Origin of the sequence: Neorhizobium descurainiae (genome assembly GCF_051400715.1) — a bacterium.
Taxonomy (GTDB): Bacteria; Pseudomonadota; Alphaproteobacteria; order Rhizobiales; family Rhizobiaceae; genus Neorhizobium.
On record NZ_JBLFFK010000021.1, the window covers coordinates 87,544 to 108,444 of the forward strand.

Here is a 20,901-nt window from a genome sequence, read left to right on the forward strand (position 1 = left end):
CCGGCCGATGAATGGATTTTGTGTCTGAAGGAACCCCAACGATGGTCGTTCACGAAACATTGCTCTCACGATTGAAGGATAAGACGCTGGTTGTGGAAGCCGCCAAGGTCGGCTCGAAATGGGCCCAGAATGCAGCGGACGGCACACGTTTTGATGTGGTGAACCCTGCAACGGGAGAGGTTCTGGCGAGCCTGCCGGCGTTGTCCGCAGAAGATGCTCGTCAGGCCGTGGTCGACGCGAAACAGGCGCAGAAGCTCTGGGCAAAGCGAACCGGCAAGGACCGCTCCGTGGTTCTGAAGCGCTGGCATCAGCTTTGGATCGACAATGCCGACGATCTTGCCCTGATCCTTACCTGTGAGCAGGGTAAGCCATTGGCCGAGGCGCGCGGCGAGATTCTTTACGGCGCATCCTATCTTGAGTGGTTTGCCGAGGAAGCCAAACGGATCTACGGGGATATCATCCCGAGCCATGCGGAAAATCTTCGAATTCTGGTGATGAAGCAACCTGTCGGCTTGGTCGGAGCTATCACCCCCTGGAATTTTCCGAACGCGATGATTGCCCGCAAGGTGGCGCCGGCATTGGCCGTCGGTTGCGCGATGGTCGCGAAGCCCGCAGCCGAGACGCCGCTTTCCATGCTCGCACTGGCGGTTCTGGCCGATCGCGCGGGTATTCCGCAAGGTCTCTTCTCCGTCATAACCGCAAGAAGCAGTTCGGAGTTCGGCAAGGAGATGACGTCCAATCCTGACGTTGCGAAAATCACCTTTACCGGCTCGACCGAAGTGGGTCGGATCCTGATGCGCCAGGGCGCAGACCAGATCAAGAAGCTCGGCCTGGAGCTCGGCGGCAATGCGCCATTCATTGTGTTCGACGATGCCGATATCGACGCCGCCGTAGACGGTGCGATGGCTGCAAAATACCGTAACGCTGGCCAGACCTGCGTCTGCGCCAACCGGATCTACGTCCAGTCGGCGATCTACGAGACCTTTGTCGAGAAATTCAGCGCTAAGGTAAGCGAACTCAAGGTCGGCAATGGTCTTGATGCCGGGGTGACGATCGGTCCGCTGATCAACGCGGCGAGTGTTGCCAAGGTTCGCGAACACATTGCGGATGCACTCGACAAGGGTGGCGAGATCGTCGTTGGCGGCGGAGTTTCAGATTTGGGTCCGCTGTTCGTCGAACCGACCGTCATCCGTGGTGCAACGGCAACGATGGCTGTATCGCGCGAAGAGACTTTCGGCCCGCTGGCGCCGGTCTTCCGTTTCGAGACAGTGGAAGAGGTAATTGCGCTCGCCAACGACACGGAATTTGGCCTGTCGGGTTATTTTTATGCACGAGACATGGCCCGCATCTTCAGGGTGGCAGAGGCACTCGAGGTCGGCATCGTCGGCGTCAATACCGGCCTCATCTCGACGGAAGTCGCGCCCTTTGGCGGCGTCAAGCAATCCGGGCTCGGACGCGAAGGCTCCCGGTACGGGGCCGATGACTACCTTGAAATCAAATACGTCTGCCTTGGTGGGCAGGAGGTCTGAAACAACAGCTCGCAGGATGCTAGGAACTGATCGTCGTCGCTTTCGGGCGGCAAAAACAGCAAGCCGAAAGGCAATGAGGAGAAAAAGAAAATGACGCAGATCGAGTGCGTGGTGAAGTCCGGTGACCAGGTCGGCGAGGTGCCGGTCTGGTGCGATCGCACCAATCTATTATGGTGGATGGATGTGCGTCGTCCGCGCATACAGTCTTTCGATCCCACGACGGGAGAACACAAGGTCTACCTCACAGGCGGACGGGCGCTCGGCAGCTATGCGATCCGCGAATCCGGCGGGATGATCCTCGCCCAGGATGATGGCATCTATTCCTTCGATCCGGGTGTCAGCGAACGCATCAAGCTGTTCCATCCCGAAGAAGACCTGCCCGACAACCGCCTCAACGATGGTCGCTGCGATCGCAATGGCCGTTTTTGGGTCGGCAGCATGAACGACAAAGTTCGTCAGGATGACGGTAGTTTCTATCGCATCGGCACAGATCTGAGCGCGACAAAATTCTTCGACGGGATCAATACGCCGAACGGCGTCTGCTTCAGCCCCGACGACAAGACCATGTATTTCGCCGATACGCCGAAGCGGATGATGTGGGCCTTCGATTTCGACATCGATGATGGCGTCATCTCCAATCGTCGCGTCTTTGCAGATCTGACCGCCAATCCCGGCCGCCCCGATGGTTCGATGGTTGATGCCGAGGGATTCATTTGGAATTGCGAATTCGCCGGCAAGCGGATCGTCCGTTACGCTCCCAACGGCTCCGTGGACCGGGTGATCGAAATGCCGGTCAGCAACGTAACCTGCGCCGGATTTTCCGGGCCAAACCGCGATGTCCTCTATGTCACTACTGCCTGGCAGGGCTTGACCGACGAACTGAAGGCAGCCCAGCCGGATGCCGGTGGCCTGTTCCGCGTAGACGTCAATGTGAAGGGCCTGCCGGAGCCAAGGTTCAGAGGCTGAAAGGAAAAACCGATATGAAACTTCTTTATGGCGGGATCTCGCCCTTCGTTCGCAAAGTCATGATTGTCGCGCATACCAAAGGCGTGGCTGACAAGCTCGAGCTTGTTCCGGCACCAGTCAATCCGCTCCAGCCGCTCGATCTCGCCATTGCCGTTAATCCGCTCGGCAAGATCCCGGCACTGACGCTGGATGACGGCACGGTTCTTTACGGATCAACGGTTGTTGCGGAATATCTCGATGCGCTCGATGGCGTGCCCAGCTTCTTCCCGACCGGCGCGGCTAAGTGGACGGCTTTGCGCCGGAACGCTCAGGGCGACGGCATCCTCGATGCCGGTCAGTTGGTGCGCATCGAAGGTCTTCGTCCGGAAGACAAGCAGTGGCCCGGCTGGCGCGACGTTCAGACACTGAAGGTCAACAATGCCCTCAATGCTGCGGAAGTGGAAGCCGGTTCGCTCGAGACCGACGCCTTCACCATCGGGGAAGTGGCACTCATCTGCGCACTTGGCTGGCTTGACGTTCGTCTTGCTGGTGTCACCTGGCGAGAAGGCCGTCCGGGACTTGCCGCTTGGTTCGCCAAGGTTTCGGAAAATCCGGTCGTCGCGCAGACCGCGCCGAAGCTGCCGAAATGAGTGCGCTGCTCGATAGTCTGGTCGCTGAGGGTCTGGGTGTCGGGCAGATCAGCGACGCCATGGACGAGCTTGGCCTGGCCTGCAACGCAGGTGGAGGCTACCGTCTTCTCGGTGGAAAAGGAGGCACCGCTTTCGGCCGGGCCTTCACCCTGCGCCAGATCGTTTCCGAACCCGGCGGCGAAACGACGATCCGACACGGGGAGGCGGCGTTGAGCCTTGCCAGCCCCGGAGACATTCTTGTCATCGATGTCGGCGGCAATACGGAGATCGTCACCTGGGGCGAGGGACATACCCTTCGCGCCATGATCAATGGCCTGCGTGGCGTTGTTCTGCATGGGGCAACACGCGATGCCGAGGCTTTGGAGGGATGGGACATGCCAGTCCTTTGCCGCGGTACAGCCCCCGTGAGGAGCAAAGGCCGACTGCACACGGCGGCGATCGGCGAAGTTCTGGACATTGCCGGTGTACGTATTGCTCCCGGTGATCTGATCGCGATCAACGTCGATGGGCTCGTTGCTGTTTCTAAGGAGCATGAAGTTCAAGTTCTGGCCAAGGCCCGCGAGATCCTTGCTTTTGAACAGGCAAGAGACAAAGAACTGTCTCAACGGCTGATCGAGCCTCCAGTGGCACCATAAATCGTGTCGGAAATGGCGGCAAATCGTCCGGCCCAAAGCCTTGCCTCCAGCGGTGGCAAGGAGCGCCTCGGCAAAATATCGAAGCATGACAGCAAGCAGTTGCGCACCGTGCTCGTCGGTGGCGCGACATCAACCCTGGGCTCGCACGTCGTGGGGCAAAGCCGCCGGTTGGGGAGCACGGAAACCTTGCAACCATACGCGACCGATCTCAAAATCGTCACTCTATGGCGGGCCATGGCGCATCGTTGACGCTGACGAGACCGTCGAACGACTGCCACCGTCATCCCTGGCCTGGACGGCGACGACCAATAGAAAGTTCATTTCTCACACGGGTTCCAGTGGCTTCGGCGTCAGCTCACACCGAGACAGTAAGCCGACATCACGAAGCTAGCATTCCCCGGATCGGCTTTCGTTCGGAAGCGTGGTTCTATCCAGGCGACGCGACGGCCGCTCATATCCTCGGTTACCTCAACATCGATAACGAGGGGTTGGCTAAAGCGTTATGTCGATCAGCAGGTCTCTGCGTGCGAGCAGCAGGGGTGACCGGCGACGTGCGGCTGTCGCCCGTACGTCAGTAGATAGATCTGCGGGCCCAGAACATCGTCCACGACGTCTCGCCAACGCCAAGGTTGCTTATCAGGCAGAAGCCGCCGGTGCGATGATCCTGGACGTCGAGACCGCAAAGTTCTCGCCATGGCGTCCGATCCAGAGTTAGATTGCAACGAACCACCCGCGACTTAGCGAACGGCAGCGTCGACAAGAGCACGAAAAGGACTTGTTCAACCGGATGAGCAAATGTTTCGGCATGACCGGCTACCTTCAACCGGACTGAATGACCGCATCCCGGCCAATGGTCGCCGAGGTGAGGTGGAAGTTCAAAGATCGCCGGTTAAGAATTGCGCTTTGCCATGACCGAATGACCAGTCAGCGTCGCTATTCTCGACAAACGAGATCATTACGTCCGAAGCGTCTATTCCGCACTTAGATCTCAGATCTTTGCAGAGAATGTCGTAGAAGGCGATTTTCTGCGCTTGGTCCCTCGGACGCGAAACAACTTCGACCAAGACGAACTTGTGCGTTCTACCAATTTGGAGTCCCGTATCCAAAGCGCGCAGATGTGATGCCCTATGCTCGCTGAGTATCTGATACCGGTCGCGTTCCGGTACTCCGAATGAGCGCACCATTGAATCATGTGCGGTATCGAGGAGGAGACTGATTTCCGCGTCGGAGCGACCTTCATAGACATGAAACTTCATAAGGGGCATCTGGATTTTCCGTCCTTGTCGCGTGTTCGTTCAGGCGTCCCGCTGCATGATCCAGCTGACCGCGGGATCCGCGACAAAGCGCCATTTGCGTTGTGGTCCGGCCATGACATTAAGGTAGTACATCTCAAAGCCGTAGGGAGCTCCACAGGGATGGTGACCTCGGGGGACCACCACAACATCCCCATCCTTCACGGCCATCGTTTCATCAAGCTCGCCATCATCGGTATAGACGCGCTGTATGCCAAAACCGTCGGCCGGATTGAGCCGATGATAATAGGTTTCCTCAAGGTATGTGATGCGCGGGAAGTCGTCTTCGTCGTGCCGATGAGACGGGTAGCTAGACCAGTGTCCTGCCGGGGTGAAGACCTCTGTCACCAGAAGAGCGTCACAGTAATCCTCGTTCTCCATCGCAATGTTGTTGATATACCGCGTGTTCGTCCCTTTGCCCCGTTCGGCCAATGAAATTCCTTCCGGCCCGATGCGGCGCGCTTCATGGCCGCCCGCGCCAGGGGCCGAGCAGACGGCTATCGTGCATTCCGTCTCAGCGGTCGCTTCCCAGGTCGAGCCATTCGGCACGTAAAGGCAATGCGGCGGGGTCTTTTCGAAGACATCCATTCGATCTCCGAGCGTACCCCAGTCCCGGCCGGCCGCAATAAACGATGCCTTACCTTCAACCATCACGAGGATCGCTTCGTTGCTTTCTGTGGATTCGCTTATGCGTTCCCCTCGGCGCAGACGATAAAGTGAAAAACCGACATAGCGCCAGCCCGCCGTTTGCGGCGTGATCTCATGGACCTTGCCGTGTGTGCCAAAAGGCTTGTGAAGTAAATTGGGCATCTCTGCTCCTCATTGGACGAGTTCAGTTCGATATGTTGCATCCGAAGCCATTCAAGGGTCTAGTTGACGAGGGTTTGACTTCTTTTCCGTTCGGCATAGCGTGCTCGCGCGTTGCGTGATTTTTCCGTCACTCCAACATCAGGAACCGCCACATCCCACCAGTAGCTGCCGCCAGCTTCGCCTGGCCCGCGGTTCGGGTCCGTATCGATGACGATCACGCTTGGACGGTCGCGCCCGCGGGCCGCAACAATCCTGGCCTCCAGGTCGGCAATATCCTTTGCCTTCTCCGCGTAAGCGCCCATCGATGCGGCATGAACCACGAAGTCAATTTCGGGCTGGGCCTCGATTTCGCAATCCTTGTAGAGGTTATTGAATTCCTCCCCGCCGCAGCTGATCTGCAGACGGTTGATACACCCATAGCCGCGATTGTCGGTCAGGACGACGGTAAAGGGAATACGGCGCATCACTGCTGTCGCCAGCTCCGCATTCGCCATCATGTAGGATCCATCGCCGACAAAGCAGATGATCTCGCGCTCCGGCATTGCGAGCTTTACACCCATGGCGCCAGCCACCTCGTAACCCATGCAGGAGTAGCCGTATTCCATGTGATAACCGCCTTGCGCAGGTTGCCAAAGCAGCTTGAGGGCGCCTGGCATGGTGCCGGCGGCACACATCGCGACGGTCTGATCGGTTGAGACGCGCTGGACCGCCCCGATCACCTGCGCGTCTGTCGGTAAATAGCCGTCCGTCGCACCCGTGGGCGCGGCGCAATGGGCGTCGACAAGCGTCAGCCAGTCCTCGCGGACATTCGGCTCGTAAGCGAAGGACTTGTAGTCAACTAACCCGGCACTGAGCTTTTCAAGCGCCGCGCGGGCATCGGCTACAAGGCTGACAGCGTCATGTTTGCCGGCATCATAGGCCTGTACATTGATCGAAACCAGCTTACGCCCGGGTTTCCGGAACAAACTCCAAGAACCGGTGGTAAAATCCTGAAAGCGGGTGCCGATCCCGATAATGAGGTCGGCCTGCTCACAAAGTGCGTTGGCGGCGGCTGAACCGTCAACACCCGCAGCGCCAAAATTCATGGGGTGGGCCTGTGCCAGAGCGGATTTGCCGGCCTGCGTTTCAACAACAGGAATGCCGTGCCGTGTAGCGAACTCGCTCAGCACCTGCTCTGCTTGAGAATAAATCACGCCTCCGCCGCAGACGAGAACCGGGCATTGCGCGGATCTGATGAGCTCGATGACACGGTAAAGCTCCCGTTCATCGGGTTCCGGCCTGCGGATTTCCCATACTCTTTCTTCAAAGAATTCTTCAGGCCAGTCATAGGCCTCGGCTTGCACGTCCTGGCAAAAGGCAAGTGTGACGGGGCCGCACGTCGCGGGATCGGTCATCACCCGAAGGGCTCGGGGGAGGGCGGTCAGCAACTGTTCTGGTCGCATGATGCGGTCGAAATACCGGCTGACAGGACGGAAGCAGTCGTTCGCCGATACCGTTCCGTCTTCGAAGTCCTCAACTTGCTGTAATACTGGATCCGGACGGCGATTTGCGAAAATATCGCCTGGAATCAACAGAACCGGAAGGCGGTTGACGTGCGCGAGAGCCGCCGCCGTTACCATGTTTGTTGCACCCGGTCCAATTGAGGACGTCACGGCGTGGGCTCGCCGCCGCTTGGCCGCCTTGGCGTAGGCGATCGCCGCGTGAGCCATGGTCTGCTCATTCTGTCCACGCCAAGTCGGGAGCTTGTCCTTGATACCGTGCAAGGCCTCACCGAGGCCTGCGACATTCCCATGCCCAAAGATTGCCCAGACGCCGTCGATGAACCGCTCGCCGTCTTCGTTCAGTTGCTGAGACAACCAACGCACCATCGCCTGGGCAGCTGTGAGGCGGATCGTATTCATTTCAGTTCCCTTTCGCGGATTGACGAGCAGAGTCCCAGATGTTGCAGAGCCGAGTAAAGCGCCTTGCCATTTCCGACACGGCCGCCTCGTCGGTTGTGTCACCGGTCATCCACTGGCGTGCCACGTCGCCGAAAATTGTTCGACCAACGGCAAAACCCTTTACCAGATCAAACGAGGCGGCGATCTTGAAGGAGGCTGCAAGCTCCTCTTCCGGCGCATCGAGCCCAAGCACGACGATTCCGCGAGTGTTGCCGTCATGCGCCTCGATCGCCCTGATGGCGTTACGCCAGGCGGCTGACGATGTCATCGGCTCGAGTTTCCACCAGTCCGGATAGATGCCCACCGCGTAGAACTGCTCGATCAACTTGGCGTTGGTCATTTCGTCGACCACGCCAACTTTCGACGGGATAATCTCCAGCAGGAACTCCAACCCATTGCGACGCGCGGCTTGATAAAGGCGGCCGACAGTTTCTTCCTGCCTTGCTCGAAGCGCTGCATCATCTTCCGGGTGGCAGAAGCACAAGACCTTGACCACATTATCGCGTGCCCACTCCTCCAGACCTCCGCAGTCGAGTCCCAGTTCAGGCTCAAGAGTCAACGGACGCGAACCCGGCCATTCGCAGGGCCGTCCGACCCATAGACCCGTACCTGTGGCGGCATGCAAAGCCTGCCGGCCGATGCGATTATCGCAAAGAATTCCGTAACCGGTTTGTCCGTCCTGGACGAAAAGCGCGGCTTCAAGGCACAGCTTCTTGAATGCACCGCCCTTTTGCGGGGTATATCCGGCCATCTGTTCAAACTGCATCCGATGGTCGAAGGCGAATACCCGCATTGTCGACCAATCTCCGCTCACACGCCGGTGGCGATTTGTCGACCAGTGGATCTGCTCCAGTTCCTCGTCGTTGCGCAGGTCAGCACGCGTAACGCCACGTTTCAGGAAGAACGACAACTCTTTCAGACTGGGATAGGCGGGCGTACAGCCATGTCGGCTGACGGCGAAGGCGCCACATGCATTGGCGTATTCCAATGCTTTTTGCCATGTCTCTTCATCAAGCCACCCCTTGAGCAATCCGGAAAAGAATCCGTCTCCAGCGCCAAGGACATTGAAGACTTCGATCGGAAAGCCGGGACCCGACTGTCCAAGATCGAGACTGTGGGGGATCTCGCTCTCGAACGCGACGGCACCCTTGGCGCCACGCTTGCAAACAAGCGTTGCCTTCGAAACAGCGCGCACTCTCCGAAGGGCCGCAATCGTGTCGGTGGACCCGCCGGCAATGTGAAACTCTTCCTCCGTTCCGACGATAAGGTCGAAGTAATGCAGAGTTGATTGCAGCTTAGCGGTGACGGCTTGGCTTTCGACGAAACGGCTTTCACCGTCGCCATGGCCAGCCACTCCCCACAGGTTGGGTCTATAATCGATATCTAGCGCCGTCTTGGCGCCGTGTTTCCTGGCAAGCCTGAGAGCCTTGAGAACCGCCGCTTCGGTACGAATATTCGAAAGATGCGTTCCGGTTGCGACCACGGACCGCGCTTGTGCAACGAAGGCCTCATCTATGTCGTCTTCGCGAAGCGCCATGTCGGCGCAGTTTTCCCGATAGAAGATCAGTGGGAACTGCTCCTCGTCGCGGATCCCGAGGATGACAAGGGCCGTCAATCGTTCAGGATCAGTTGCCACCCCTCGCACGTCGACGCCCTCGCGGACCAACTGCTCGCGAATGAACCGACCCATATGCTCGTCGCCGACCTTGGTGATCACAGCGCTCTTCAGACCGAGACGCGCAGCCCCACAAGCGATATTGGTGGGACTTCCGCCGATGTATTTGTTGAAAGAGCCCATGTCTTCCAGCCGGCCGCCGACCTGGGCGCCATAGAGATCGACTGACGAGCGCCCGATTGTGATGACATCAAGTGTTTTGTTCATGTGCGTCTCATGGGTTAGGGGTGAGGATTGGCCACACCTGTCCTGCCCGCGTCAGACATTGCCGCGAGTGTTTTGTCTTTGAAGTCGGGCTATCGCGCCCCGGGGCTAGATTGCCTGGGGTCTGAAGTCAGCTGCCGCGCTGGGCATTACGCTTTGCAGGAGGGCAACCGATTTCTCCAAGCCTTCCAAGGAATTCAAAAGCACGTCCTCATGCTCGATCGAAAGCCAGCCGTCATATCCGGCCATCTTCAGGCGATAGCAGAACTGACGCCACCACTCTTCCCCGTGCCCAAAGCCCAGCGTGATATAGGACCAGCTGCGAGCAGGGATATCCATCAGGCTTCCGTTTTCGAGAAGGCTCGTAACAGCCTGCTTCGGAGCATTGAGGAAAGTATCCTTGGCATGGACGTGATAGATCGCGTCGCCGAGAGCTTCGGGGGCAATCAATGGATCTGCGCCCATCCAGAAGAGGTGAGAGGGATCGAGGTTGGCGCCGACGGTCGGGCCGACGGCCTGACGCAGCTTCAAGAGCGATGGCACATTGTATACACACTGATTTCCGTGAAGCTCCAAAGCGATCCGCTCGACACCATTCTCCTTCGCAAGCGTGACAATCTCCTCCCAAAATGGCAGCAACTTCTCTTCCCACTGATAGCGAAGGATAGCCTGTGTCTCCGGCGGCCAGGACGAGACGACCCAGTTCGGCATCGTGTCACTGGGGCTGCCGGCAGGCAGACCTGACATGGTGCAGACGGTTTTAATTCCCATTTCGCCGGCGACCCGGATCGTATTCTTCAGGCCTTCACCTTGCGTGGGGTCTGTCGGATGCAATGGGTTGCCGTTTGCGTTAAGGCTGATCACCTCCAGGCCGCGGTCGGCAAACCCATCAAGAAAGGCTTTCTGCGCATCGCGGTTACCCAGCATGGCTTTCAGACTGAAGTGCGGTGCGGTCGACCATCCGCAGGTGTTCACTTCCACCCCGGATACGCCAATGCGTTTGGCGTGCTCAAGCAGTTGATCGATTGGGACGCCGCCAAGGCTGTCGGATACGAAACCCAGTTTCATGCATAGAACTCCGGCTTATTGATCATTTCTACTGCGACTTTGCGCCCCTCGTTCAACGCTTTGACGCCTGCTTCCGCGACGATGGCCGCGCAGTAGCCGTCCCAGCAGCTCGATGCGATCTCTGGGAATTTCCGGGTCTCGACAAAGCGCAGGAAAGCACGGTTCTGGCGACGATAGGCGTCATAGTACCGGCCGCGCCAATCGGCGTCATAACCGGTGTGTTGGCCGAGGCGTTGATCGATCCGCGTAAACGCGACCTGGTTCATCGCGACCGAGGCTTTTTCACCAACGAGCTCCGCCCGCACGTCGTAGCCATAGGCCGCGTTGTTATTGATTTCGATATTCACCAGCTGCCCATCCGCGGTCTCGAGAACCATGAGGACAGGAGCGACCATGGCATCCGAACGCTTCGGCTGAAACGCCGAGATCGACACATATTCTGTGCCCAGCACATGACGGACCACGTCGAATTCATGCGGCGCCGAATTGGTGATAGCCATCGCGCCCGTGAAGTCAGATGCAGGCGTTTCCACATTGCGATGAAAATTATGCATCATCAGCGGGCGACCGAGCGCGCCGCTTTTCAGCGCCTGCTGCATCTCAACATAAGATTGGTCATACCGGCGCATGAAGCCAAGCTGCACGAAGCGTTCGCCGGCTACCATCTCGGCATTCATCACCTTGAGGCATTCGTCAGATGACTGTGACAGGGGCTTTTCGCAAAGAACCTTCTTTCCGGCTGCGATACAGGCGAGCGAAAGGGGGGCATGAGTGAAATCGGGACTTGCCACGATCACCGCATCGATGTCCGCTCGTTGGATGGCCGCTTCCGGATCGTTTCCGACATCCGCCGCACCGTACGAATCGGCCACCTTGCGAGCGCGGCCTTCATCCCTATCGCAAATGAGCTGCAGCGTGGCGCCCTGCATTTCTTCTGCAACGATCTTCGCGTGATCTGCGCCCATCAGGCCCGCGCCGATAACTGCTATTCTTGTTGTCATGGTTTTTCCTATGTTCGGACGAATGGCTGATGGAGAGGTGAGCGGTTCGGCGTGCCGGGAACGGATTCCCGACACGCCCGGGAGGAATTACTTCTTGATGAATTGGTCGACGTTTTCCTTGGTGATGGAGGCGAAGGGAACCAGCTTCTCGGCTGGCGGCTGTTCGCCCTTCTTGATACCCTCAACGACCTCGAAGGCGGCCTTTGCCTGACCAGCTGCGTCCTGGAAGATCGTCTGGGACATCTCACCGGCCTTGATGGCCGTCAATGCATCCGGGACACCGTCAACGCCGGAAATAAGGACGCCCTTGAGGCGGTCTGCACCCTTGAGAGCTTCGAGAGCGCCGAGCGCCATCTGGTCGTTGGCTGCGACGATTGCATCGAACTTCGGAAAGCTTTGGATCCAGTCTTCCGTGACCTTCATGCCTTCCGCGCGGTCGTAGTTGGCCGAGAGGCTGGCGAGAGTGTCCACATCGGAACGGCCGAGCGCATCTTCGAAGCCCTTCTTGCGCTCCTGCGTGTGCGAGAGCCCCGGCGTACCTTCAAGGTAGAGGATTTTGGCGTCCTTCGGCAGGTTCGTCTTCATGAACTCGCCCTGAAGACGGCCGGCATCGATGTTCTTGGAACCCACAAAGGTGTACTTGCCGCCAGCCGACTGAATACCCAGCGCGATGACGGGAATTCCTGCCGCGTTGGCCTTTTCGACCCCGGGGACGATGCCCTGGTAATCGACGGGAACGACAACAATGGCATTGACCTTCTGGGCAATGAAATTGTCGATCTGGTCAAGCTGCTTGCTGGCGTCATTGTTAGCGTCGGAGAAGTTGACTTCGACAGCCGGATCGGACTTGGCTGCCTCGATGAAGGCATTCTTGCGTGCCATAACGAAGACGTCGGTATCGGCCATGTTCGCATATCCGACGACGAATTTGTCAGCGGCAAAAGCAGCACCTGCCGACAGAGCAGAGATAGAGACGGCGCAAGCAAGAGCAAGTTTAGCAAAAAGTTTCATAGGGGTCCTCCCAATTGAGACTAGGTTACGTTCAGCGCCGCGAGGCGCACATACAGTTGGTCCCGGCCGCCCTTGTGGTGCGGCCCGAACGGCGTCAGGCCTTCTTTTTGCTGCGGGCCGATTTTGTCCAGACGTCGAGGATGACAGCGATCGCAATGATCAGTCCCTTGATGATCTGCTGCCAGTACGAGCTGACATTGAGGAGATTGAGCATATTGTTGATGACGCCGATGATCATCGCGCCGATAATTGTGCCGGTGATGGTTCCGGTGCCGCCCATCAGGCTGGTGCCGCCGACGACCACCGCGGTGATCGCATCGAACTCGTAGCCGACGCCGCCGGCCGGCTGACCGGAATTGATGCGAGACATGAGGACGATGCCCGCGACGGCGCACAGGATACCGTTGAAGATGAAGGCCTTCACGACGATGCTGTCCGGATTGATGCCGGAAGCGCGAGCGGCACGCTCATTACCGCCGACCGCATAGACGTAGCGCCCGAACTTCGTCTTGTTGAGAAGAACCCATGACAAGGTGACAAAAGCCACCAGGATGAGCACGGAAATCGGAACCGGGCCGAGCGAGCCCTGACCGATGATCTTGAAATCGCCAAGACCGGTGATGGGCGAGCCGCCAGTGTAGAGCAGCACCACGCCACGAGCGACCGTCGTCATCGCAAGCGTCATGATGAAAGACGGAATCCGGAAGAATGTGATGACAAAGCCATTGATCAGGCCCGTAAGGATGCCGACCGCGGTCCCGGCACAGACGGCAAGAACCACGCTGCCAGTCATGGCCATGACGCTTGTGGCGATCACACCGCAAAGCGCCAGCACCGATCCGAGCGACACGTCGATATGGCCAAGGATGATGATGAAAGTGACGCCGCAGGCAAGAAGACTGACGACCACGACCTGGCGCAGCACATTGGTCAAATTGGCTTCGGTCAGGAACGTCGGGCTTAGAAGTGACGCCAAAATACAAATGCCAATGAAGATCAGCACTGTCCCGTACTTGCGGTAAATCCGCGCAAAGTCCACGTTGCTCAGGGGCGACGCCTTGCCTTGCTTCGCGCTTTTGGTTGCTGTTTCGACGCTCATCAGTGTCCTCCCGTTGCGAGGCGCATGACGCTTTCCTGCGTCGCCTCGCCTCTTGTCAGTTCGCCGGCAACCCGTCCCTCGCTCATCACCACGACGCGGTCGCTCATTCCAAGAACCTCGGGCAGTTCCGACGAGATCATGAGGATCGCCAGGCCTTGGCGGGCAAACTCAGTCATCAGTTTGTGGATTTCGGACTTTGAGCCGACATCGATGCCGCGCGTGGGCTCGTCCAGGATCAAGAGCTTGAGATCGCCCAGCAGCCATTTCGCCAGCACGATCTTCTGCTGATTGCCGCCACTCAGGTTTTCGACAATCATCTCGGTGTTCGGGGTCTTGATCTGCAGCATCTTGATCATACGCTGGGCGGCTGTTTCCTCCTGCCGCTCGTTGATGAACAGCCCGGACGCGAATTTCTTCAGATTGGCGAGCGAGATGTTTTCGCCGACCGATCGGCACAGCACGAGGCCCTCTGCTTTGCGATCTTCGGAGACCATGGCGATCCCCTGTCGGATCGCATCGGTGGGAGAGGCTACCTTGATCGGCGCCCCATTGAGGCGAATGGTGCCGGCATCACTTTGGTCGAGACCGAAGATCACCCGGGCAACCTCCGTTCGGCCAGCGCCGATCAACCCGGCTAGGCCAACGATCTCACCAGCGCGCACCGTGAAGCTGACCTTCTCGAAGACATCAGCGCGGCCTACATTGTCCAGCGAGAGCACCACATCGCCAATCGGCACCTCTTCCTTGGGAAAGATGCTCGAAATCGTTCGACCGACCATTTGAGAAATCAGCTTTGCTTCGGTGTAGTCGCTCGAGCGCCCTGTGGCGATGAACTGACCATCGCGCATGACCGTGATGTCATCGGCAATCTGGAAGATTTCGTCCATCTTGTGGGTGATGTAGATGATTGCAACGCCGTTTGCCTTCAGGTCGGCGATCTGTTGAAACAGCATCAAAACTTCGGTATCGCTGATCGCGGAGGTCGGTTCGTCCATGATGACGAGGGATGCTTCCCGCGAAATTGCCTTGACGATCTCGACCAGCTGCATGGCCGCGATCGAAAGATCACGCATCTTTGTGTCGGCCGAATATTTGAGGCCCAGTCGGTCGAGAAGCTTTTGCGTGTCGGCGTTCATTTGATTGAAGTCGACGAAGGAGGCGAAGACGCCCTTTTTACCGACTGTGGGCTCACGGCCGAGGAAGATGTTCTCGGCGATCGTCATGTCGAGAACCGGGCTGAGCTCCTGATGGATCATCGAAATGCCGCGATCCAGCGCTGCAGCCGCGTTTTGATGGTCGAGCTTCTCGCCTTGAAAGAAAATCTCTCCGTCGTCGATGGCGTAAATGCCGCTTAAGATCTTCATCAGCGTCGATTTGCCAGCGCCGTTTTCCCCAACGAGGACATGAGCGCTGCCCCGACGTACTTTCAGGCTCATCCCATCAAGTGCTCTAACGCCAGGAAAATCCTTGGTGATCCCGCGCATTTCGAGGACATATTCGCTCTTTGGCGCAGCCGCCATCGTTGCCGGCGATCCTCCAGCATATGTCATTTTAGATATTCCTCCAGTATTCAGGCTCTCCCAAGCCCGGCGCCGGTCGGCGTCTTTCTGGCTCCATTCTTTGTCGACTTCCTCAAATTATGTCAATTTAGGTCTATACGTTTCTCTCAAAGTCGTTCATGGTCACTTTCATAAAATGGGAGATTATAGCGTGTCGCGACCGACGATTGCCGATCTGGCAAAGGCAGCAAATGTTGGAATTTCAACGGTGGACAGGGTCATCAATGGCCGCCACCCGGTGCGACCGAAGACAGCCGAACTCGTTCTTGAGGCCGCTGAGCGCATCGGGTTTCACGGCCTGACGGCGATCAAACGGCGCATCGAAGCGGACAAGCCGGTCATCAAATTCGGTTTTCTGCTCAAGCAACAGCACCGAAAGCTCTACCAGATGTGGAGCGAACTCCTCACGAAGGCTGTCGACGCCTACCCCGATGCTCACGGACGAGCGATTGTTCGCTTTATGGACGACCTCAGTCCTGACAAAGCAGCCGCCGCAATTCATGCGCTAAGTCGCGAGGCTGACGTCATCGGGATGATCACGTCGGACCACCCACAGGTCAATCATGCGATTGCGGATCTTGCCGTTGATGGCATCCCCGTCGTGACGATGATTTCGGATGTGTCGGCCCCCGAAAGAGCAGGCTTCGTCGGTAATGATTGCGCAAAGAAGGGGAGAACTGCAGCTTGGTTCATTGCTCACCTCAACGTAAGGCCAGGCGAGGTAGCTGTATTCGTCGGGAGCCATCGCTATTTGGCCCAAGAACTCTGCGAGATGGGCTTTCGATCGTATTTCCGGGAGGCGGCACCGAAATTTCGGATGCTCGAGACGTTGGCGACGATGGAGGAGCCACAGACTGCCTACGAGCTGACAAAGCAACTTCTAGCGTCGCAAGAGCGCTGGGTCGGCCTTTATGTTGCAGGGGGCGGAGTAACAGGGGTAATGCAAGCCCTTCGGGAGGATCGAAGTGCCGCAGCCCAGAAACTGGTGGTCGTAGCCCACGAGCTAACCAATGAAACACGCGCCGGTTTAGCTGAGGGACTTTTGAAGGTCGTGCTGTCTCACCCGGCGCGCCAACTCGCAGACACGTTGGTGCGCTCGATGGGTGACGCTGCTTTGAATAGAGGAGAACGCACCGCTACCGCACAGAATTTACTGCCGTTTGACATATATACCGCCGCAAACATTTGAGCATTGATCTTCAAGCTGTGACGGCAGGGACGCCCGGTTCAAGTCACCAGGATCGGCACACTGCTTTGAGACCTTCTGACCCGATTGGCGGTCAGATCTAGCGGATCAGGATTTGGCGGCGGCAATGAAACCGAGAACGCCGACGAGGATGATGGTGCGTCCGAGTCAACGAGCGCCATTCAGGCTCAACTCTGCTCTGACATTTTCTAGCCGTCGCATCAGGAATGGACCTCGGTTCATCCATTGCTACGCGTGGTCCGCGCTACGACCGATGAGGGGCGGAAATCGGACTGGTCGTCAGCGGCTCAAGCAAGTTGTCGATTCAGGATCGGCCTCGGCTTCTAGCGAATGGCCTATTCGACAGTTAGCTCCGGAGCTCCGGTGGTGACAGCAGGAATTATCGAAAAATGATTTCCGTGCTCCGGTATGAGACTGGAGAGATTATCGCTCACCAGTCTCCTTACCCGAAAGCGCTCCAGACGGAAGTCTCAACGGAAGCGCCAGGCGTTATCGGCAATATAGTCAACAAATCGGCGAGGCGGTCGTCCGGTGAGGCGTGCGGTGTTGCCGCTATCCGCACTCGCCCAGCCCTGGGCGACAGGGTAAAAAATCGGCGCAAGCATTTGTGCGTGTAGTTCCGAAAGCCCTAACTTGGCAGCAAGACTGAGGAATCCAGTGGTGTCGACAGCTTCATAGCGGATGGTCCGACCCAGCACAGCAGAGAGGATTCCTACTGCCTCGGCATAGCTGAAGCTTTCGGCGCCGGTAAGGGTAAACGTGGACCTTGCCTCGATAAGCCAAAAAGTTCCATAAATAGGCGTTACGCCGCAAGTCGTCCTTTCAAGGGCTTAAGCCATCATGTGGGGTGCCGCCGGTTCGGGTCCCATCAAGAGCGAGTAGTTCAAACGTGGTCCACTAAGCTCCCGAGCAATTCTGCATCAGACTGGAGAGATCATCGCGCACCAGTCTCTTTCGCCCGAAAGCCATGAACCCGCGCGACACTCTTAGCGGAAGCGCGCGGCGTTATCGGCGATATAGTCGACAAATCGGCGAGGCGGGCGCCCCGTGAGGCGGGAGGTGTCCCCTGTATCAACGCTCGCCCAGCCTTGGGCGACAGGGTAAAAGATCGGCGCGAGCATTTGTGCATGCATTTCTGAAAGCCCCAACTTTGCAGCAAGGTTGAGGAATCCTGTGGTGTCGACGGCTTCGTAGCGGATGGTGCGGCCCAGCACCGCAGAAAGTATTTCTGCTGCCTCGGCATAGCTGAAGCTTTCGGCGCCCGTGAGCGTGAACGCCTGTCCGTCATGGTCCGAAGTGGTCAAGGCGGCGACCGCGGCGTCTGCGATATCACGTGCGTCGATCAAGCTCGTCCTGGCATCGCCAGCGGGCAAAGCAATCAAGCCGTGACCGAGGATACCCTTGAGCCAATAGGTATGGAAATTGTCGAAGAACCAGTTCGGGCGCAGCAAGACATAGGGCGTGCCGGACTTCTCGACGAGCCGCTCAAGCTTGCGATAGGGTATGTCCTCGCTGGCATCGACGCCCATAGCTGACTGCATAACGAGCTTTACGCTGGCGGCAGCAGCGGCATTGATGAAGCCAGCGAGCGCCAGGGGGTCGGCGGTTCCGGAAGGAATCACGAGATATGCGGCGTCGACGCCGGCCAGAGCACCTTCAAAGGTCTCCGGCCTTGCGAAATCGAGCAGGACCGAATTGTCCTGGCTGCTTGAGGCGCTCCGCGAAGCTGCCTTGACGTTATGCCCGTGGGCCAGCAGTCTCGGGACCAGGTGTTGGCCCACTGTGCCAGTCGCTGCAGTTACCAAAATTGTTTTCGCCATGATGGCCTCCATGATGTTGTGGTTCAAACTTGCAATGGAGTCGGTAGACGCGCAATGGTATAAACGCTCGATCTGATTGCAGATCGTCTCAACGAGGGTGCATTGTGGGCGTGCTCGATGACTGGCTGCGTATGTTCGCCCATCCCAAATATCACCTGGCGCGGAGTGTGACCTGCGGCCGTTGGGGCTTTCGGCTCGAAGCCGGCTCTGCACTGGCCTTCCATCTGATCCGGCGAGGCGGAGCCTGGCTGCGGATCGACGGGCGTCCCACTACGCAGCTCCACGAGGGTGACCTGGTTGTCCTGAGCGATGGCGTAGCTCACGAAGTTGTCGACAGTCCGCAGACATTGGCCGAACCTGTCGAGCAGTTCGCCCGCCGAAGCTTCGATGCGGCCGAGCTTGGTGAAGCGACGGAAATCTTTTGCGGACAGTTTCGGCCTGATGCGATCCGCGCTCAGATCGGTGCAGCGGCCTTGCCGCCCTTTGTACATCTCAAGGCAGCCGACATCGAGCACGACCGCGGAATCGTAGCGCTCTCGGAGCTTCTGACAGCCGAACTGGACAGCCATCGCCAGGGCAACGAAATGCTGGTGGAAAGACTGGCCGACGGCCTGCTGATTTACGTCCTGCGTAACGCCGCGGCACAGGAAGGACACGGACCCGGCTGGCTGTCTGCGATGCATGACCCGCAACTGGCCCGGGTCTTCCGCGCCATTCACGCCGCCCCACAGTCCGATTGGACCGTCGAGGCGATGGCCGGGCAAGCAGGACTATCTCGGGCGGCCTTTGCAAGGCGGTTCACCGAACGGGTTGGCGACACGCCGCTGGGCTATCTTACAGCTTGGCGCATGACCTTAGCTGCACGGCGTTTCGAGGGCGGAAAACTGCCACTGCGGGTTGTGGCGTCGGAAGTCGGGTATCAGTCAGAGGCCGCGTTTAGCCGGGCCTTCAGGAAGTATCATGGCGTGCCACCCGGCAAATATCGCATCACTGCAGGCGCCTGACAGCCGGTTTTGGCAGCAGGTCTCTCGGCAGCCAAATCGCCAATCTGTGCAACAAGGCACCAGGAAGTTATTTCACAGCGACCAGTTCTTCGCCGGCAACTCCTAGAGTCTGTCAGTTTTATTCTGAACCATATCGAGGCCGAGAATGCTAACCTGGGGTCGCATCGCTCGATGAGCCGAGTGACAGTGCGGGGGCGATGTCGTTTCTCTCTCGCTGCACTGCCGCTAGACCCTCTTCACACCGCAGGCCTGCAGGCTCCTACCCTGTGGCCTCGATCTTCGGCCGATCATGGGCGTGCAGGCTGACAGATACTACAGAGCGCCCCTAGGCGGTCAGGATGATCTTCATGGCTTTCTCCTGCGCGGCATTACCGAACACCTCATATGCTTTGACAATATCATCAAGCTCGAAGCGGTGCGTGATGAGCTTGCGAGGGTCGAACTTCCCCGCCTGAACGGTTTTGAGCAGCATGGGCGTGGTATTGGTGTTCACCAGTCCCATCGAGATGCTGATGTTCTTGATCCATAGGTCCTCGATGTGCAAATCCACCGGTTTCCCATGAACGCCGACATTTGCGATCCTTCCACCCGCTGACACAGTCTTCTGGCAGATATCGAAGGTCGCTGGAATACCCACGGCCTCGATCGCCACATCGACACCCTTTCCGTTCGTCATGCCCATGACTTCAGACACGGCGTCCTGTGCTCCCACCTCGATCGTATCGGTCGCGCCGAATTGCCGTGCAAGTCCAAGCCGCGCAGGATCTCTATCGATCACTATGATGCGCCCGGGGGAATAGAACTGCGAGGTCAGGAGGGCCGACATGCCGACAGGCCCGGCACCCACGATGGCGATTGTATCGCCGGGCTTCACGCCGCCAGCTTGGACGCCGATCTCTAACCCCGTCGGGAGGATGTCGGACAGCATCACGAGTGCTTCCTCGTCTGCGCCGTCCGGGATTGGATAAAGAGAATTGTCGCCATGGCGGATGCGGACATATTCAGCCTGGGTGCCATCGATCAGATGACCTAGGATCCAGCCGCCATCGTCGCAGTGGGAATAGAGCTGCCGTTTGCAATTGGGGCACGACCCGCATGAGGTGATGCACGAAATGAGAACGGAATCGCCCTTCCTGAAATTCCGCACGGCACTGCCGACATCTTCGACTATGCCGACCCCCTCGTGGCCGAGTACTCTTCCTTCCGTCACGTTGGGTACGTCGCCCTTGAGAATGTGCAGGTCCGTGCCGCAGATTGTGGTCTTCGTGATTTTCACGATGACATCCGTGGGCTCCAAAACTTGAGGTTTCGGCTTTTCGACCCAATCTTTTTTGCCTGGTCCGTAATATACTAGAGCCTTCATAGTTTCCTCCCTTAGGTCGGATCGACATTCATCGCATCCATATCATTGCTGCGATGAGGTGAACGATACCTGTGAAATGGACGCTTCTG

17 protein-coding genes and 1 pseudogene are annotated in these 20,901 nt (G+C 58.1%); 7 read left to right on the forward strand and 11 right to left on the reverse strand.

Annotated features, from left to right (window positions below):
• The first annotated feature begins 41 nt into the window (after positions 1–41).
• The 5 genes and pseudogenes from ACMGE0_RS26980 to ACMGE0_RS27000 all read left to right on the forward strand — a co-directional run.
• On the forward strand, positions 42–1,529 hold the full coding sequence (locus tag ACMGE0_RS26980; protein ID WP_436818971.1) for an NAD-dependent succinate-semialdehyde dehydrogenase: 1,488 nt from the start codon (positions 42–44) through the stop codon (positions 1,527–1,529).
• A 90-nt stretch (positions 1,530–1,619) separates the two neighbouring features.
• Positions 1,620–2,495: an SMP-30/gluconolactonase/LRE family protein gene (locus tag ACMGE0_RS26985; protein WP_436818972.1), complete on the forward strand. Its 876-nt coding sequence runs from the start codon at positions 1,620–1,622 to the stop codon at positions 2,493–2,495.
• A gap of 14 nt (positions 2,496–2,509) precedes the next feature.
• Entirely contained in the window at positions 2,510–3,124 is a 615-nt protein-coding gene (locus ACMGE0_RS26990) for a glutathione S-transferase N-terminal domain-containing protein (protein WP_436818973.1), read from the forward strand.
• Complete coding sequence (locus tag ACMGE0_RS26995; RefSeq protein WP_436818974.1) at positions 3,121–3,759, forward strand: RraA family protein; 639 nt, start codon at positions 3,121–3,123, stop codon at positions 3,757–3,759. The genes ACMGE0_RS26990 and ACMGE0_RS26995 overlap by 4 nt, the downstream gene beginning before the upstream one ends.
• A gap of 45 nt (positions 3,760–3,804) precedes the next feature.
• Positions 3,805–3,897 (forward strand): annotated as a pseudogene (locus tag ACMGE0_RS27000) (transposase); the annotation flags it as partial.
• 737 nt (positions 3,898–4,634) lie between these two features.
• Here the strand turns inward: ACMGE0_RS27000 and ACMGE0_RS27005 are convergent.
• From ACMGE0_RS27005 to ACMGE0_RS27045, 9 genes are all read right to left on the reverse strand, one after another.
• Positions 4,635–5,024, reverse strand: a complete 390-nt coding sequence (locus ACMGE0_RS27005) for a tautomerase family protein (protein ID WP_436818975.1) — start codon at positions 5,022–5,024, stop codon at positions 4,635–4,637.
• Between the two features lie 30 nt (positions 5,025–5,054).
• Entirely contained in the window at positions 5,055–5,861 is an 807-nt protein-coding gene (gene iolB / locus ACMGE0_RS27010; RefSeq protein WP_436818976.1) for a 5-deoxy-glucuronate isomerase, read from the reverse strand.
• A gap of 59 nt (positions 5,862–5,920) precedes the next feature.
• Positions 5,921–7,762, reverse strand: a complete 1,842-nt coding sequence (iolD, locus tag ACMGE0_RS27015) for a 3D-(3,5/4)-trihydroxycyclohexane-1,2-dione acylhydrolase (decyclizing) (protein ID WP_436818977.1) — start codon at positions 7,760–7,762, stop codon at positions 5,921–5,923.
• A gap of 1 nt (position 7,763) precedes the next feature.
• Positions 7,764–9,683, reverse strand: coding sequence for a bifunctional 5-dehydro-2-deoxygluconokinase/5-dehydro-2-deoxyphosphogluconate aldolase (locus ACMGE0_RS27020; protein ID WP_436818978.1), 1,920 nt, complete (start codon positions 9,681–9,683; stop codon positions 7,764–7,766).
• 105 nt (positions 9,684–9,788) lie between these two features.
• Positions 9,789–10,748 carry a sugar phosphate isomerase/epimerase family protein gene (locus ACMGE0_RS27025; protein ID WP_436818979.1) on the reverse strand — a complete coding sequence of 320 codons (960 nt, stop codon included), beginning with the start codon at positions 10,746–10,748 and terminating at the stop codon, positions 9,789–9,791.
• The gene (locus ACMGE0_RS27030; protein ID WP_436818980.1) at positions 10,745–11,749 is read right to left on the reverse strand and encodes a Gfo/Idh/MocA family oxidoreductase; all 1,005 of its coding nucleotides are present in this window, start codon (positions 11,747–11,749) and stop codon (positions 10,745–10,747) included. The genes ACMGE0_RS27025 and ACMGE0_RS27030 overlap by 4 nt, the downstream gene beginning before the upstream one ends.
• Before the next feature lie 87 nt (positions 11,750–11,836).
• A complete protein-coding gene (locus ACMGE0_RS27035; protein ID WP_436818981.1) occupies positions 11,837–12,655 on the reverse strand; it encodes a sugar ABC transporter substrate-binding protein in 819 nt (272 codons plus the stop codon).
• Between the two features lie 199 nt (positions 12,656–12,854).
• Entirely contained in the window at positions 12,855–13,859 is a 1,005-nt protein-coding gene (locus tag ACMGE0_RS27040; protein ID WP_436818982.1) for an ABC transporter permease, read from the reverse strand.
• Positions 13,859–15,409, reverse strand: coding sequence for a sugar ABC transporter ATP-binding protein (locus ACMGE0_RS27045; protein WP_436818983.1), 1,551 nt, complete (start codon positions 15,407–15,409; stop codon positions 13,859–13,861). The genes ACMGE0_RS27040 and ACMGE0_RS27045 overlap by 1 nt, the downstream gene beginning before the upstream one ends.
• Between ACMGE0_RS27045 and ACMGE0_RS27050 the strand changes: the two genes are divergently transcribed.
• Positions 15,330–16,607, forward strand: a complete 1,278-nt coding sequence (locus ACMGE0_RS27050; RefSeq protein ID WP_436818984.1) for a LacI family DNA-binding transcriptional regulator — start codon at positions 15,330–15,332, stop codon at positions 16,605–16,607. The genes ACMGE0_RS27045 and ACMGE0_RS27050 overlap by 80 nt on opposite strands.
• 1,004 nt (positions 16,608–17,611) lie before the next feature.
• Here ACMGE0_RS27050 and ACMGE0_RS27055 read toward each other — a convergent pair.
• Positions 17,612–18,445 (reverse strand): SDR family oxidoreductase, encoded by an 834-nt coding sequence (locus ACMGE0_RS27055; protein ID WP_436818985.1) that lies wholly within the window; start codon positions 18,443–18,445, stop codon positions 17,612–17,614.
• A gap of 104 nt (positions 18,446–18,549) precedes the next feature.
• Here ACMGE0_RS27055 and ACMGE0_RS27060 point away from each other — a divergent pair, with 104 nt between their 5' ends.
• Positions 18,550–19,449: an AraC family transcriptional regulator gene (locus ACMGE0_RS27060; protein WP_436818986.1), complete on the forward strand. Its 900-nt coding sequence runs from the start codon at positions 18,550–18,552 to the stop codon at positions 19,447–19,449.
• A 325-nt stretch (positions 19,450–19,774) separates the two neighbouring features.
• Here ACMGE0_RS27060 and ACMGE0_RS27065 read toward each other — a convergent pair whose 3' ends face one another.
• The gene (locus ACMGE0_RS27065) at positions 19,775–20,812 is read right to left on the reverse strand and encodes a zinc-dependent alcohol dehydrogenase family protein (protein ID WP_436818987.1); all 1,038 of its coding nucleotides are present in this window, start codon (positions 20,810–20,812) and stop codon (positions 19,775–19,777) included.
• Between the last annotated feature and the right edge of the window lie 89 nt (positions 20,813–20,901).

Excerpts from the sequence above, each read along its gene's own strand:
- ACMGE0_RS26980 (WP_436818971.1), top strand. The coding sequence starts at position 42 with ATGGTCGTTCACGAAACATTGCTCTCACGATTGAAGGATAAGACGCTG.
- ACMGE0_RS26985 (WP_436818972.1), top strand. The coding sequence starts at position 1,620 with ATGACGCAGATCGAGTGCGTGGTGAAGTCCGGTGACCAGGTCGGCGAG.
- ACMGE0_RS26990 (WP_436818973.1), top strand. The coding sequence starts at position 2,510 with ATGAAACTTCTTTATGGCGGGATCTCGCCCTTCGTTCGCAAAGTCATG.
- ACMGE0_RS26995 (WP_436818974.1), top strand. The coding sequence starts at position 3,121 with ATGAGTGCGCTGCTCGATAGTCTGGTCGCTGAGGGTCTGGGTGTCGGG.
- ACMGE0_RS27005 (WP_436818975.1), bottom strand. The coding sequence starts at position 5,024 with ATGCCCCTTATGAAGTTTCATGTCTATGAAGGTCGCTCCGACGCGGAA.
- iolB (WP_436818976.1), bottom strand. The coding sequence starts at position 5,861 with ATGCCCAATTTACTTCACAAGCCTTTTGGCACACACGGCAAGGTCCAT.
- iolD (WP_436818977.1), bottom strand. The coding sequence starts at position 7,762 with ATGAATACGATCCGCCTCACAGCTGCCCAGGCGATGGTGCGTTGGTTG.
- ACMGE0_RS27020 (WP_436818978.1), bottom strand. The coding sequence starts at position 9,683 with ATGAACAAAACACTTGATGTCATCACAATCGGGCGCTCGTCAGTCGAT.
- ACMGE0_RS27025 (WP_436818979.1), bottom strand. The coding sequence starts at position 10,748 with ATGAAACTGGGTTTCGTATCCGACAGCCTTGGCGGCGTCCCAATCGAT.
- ACMGE0_RS27030 (WP_436818980.1), bottom strand. The coding sequence starts at position 11,749 with ATGACAACAAGAATAGCAGTTATCGGCGCGGGCCTGATGGGCGCAGAT.
- ACMGE0_RS27035 (WP_436818981.1), bottom strand. The coding sequence starts at position 12,655 with ATGGCCGATACCGACGTCTTCGTTATGGCACGCAAGAATGCCTTCATC.
- ACMGE0_RS27040 (WP_436818982.1), bottom strand. The coding sequence starts at position 13,859 with ATGAGCGTCGAAACAGCAACCAAAAGCGCGAAGCAAGGCAAGGCGTCG.
- ACMGE0_RS27045 (WP_436818983.1), bottom strand. The coding sequence starts at position 15,409 with ATGACATATGCTGGAGGATCGCCGGCAACGATGGCGGCTGCGCCAAAG.
- ACMGE0_RS27055 (WP_436818985.1), bottom strand. The coding sequence starts at position 18,445 with ATGGCGAAAACAATTTTGGTAACTGCAGCGACTGGCACAGTGGGCCAA.
- ACMGE0_RS27065 (WP_436818987.1), bottom strand. The coding sequence starts at position 20,812 with ATGAAGGCTCTAGTATATTACGGACCAGGCAAAAAAGATTGGGTCGAA.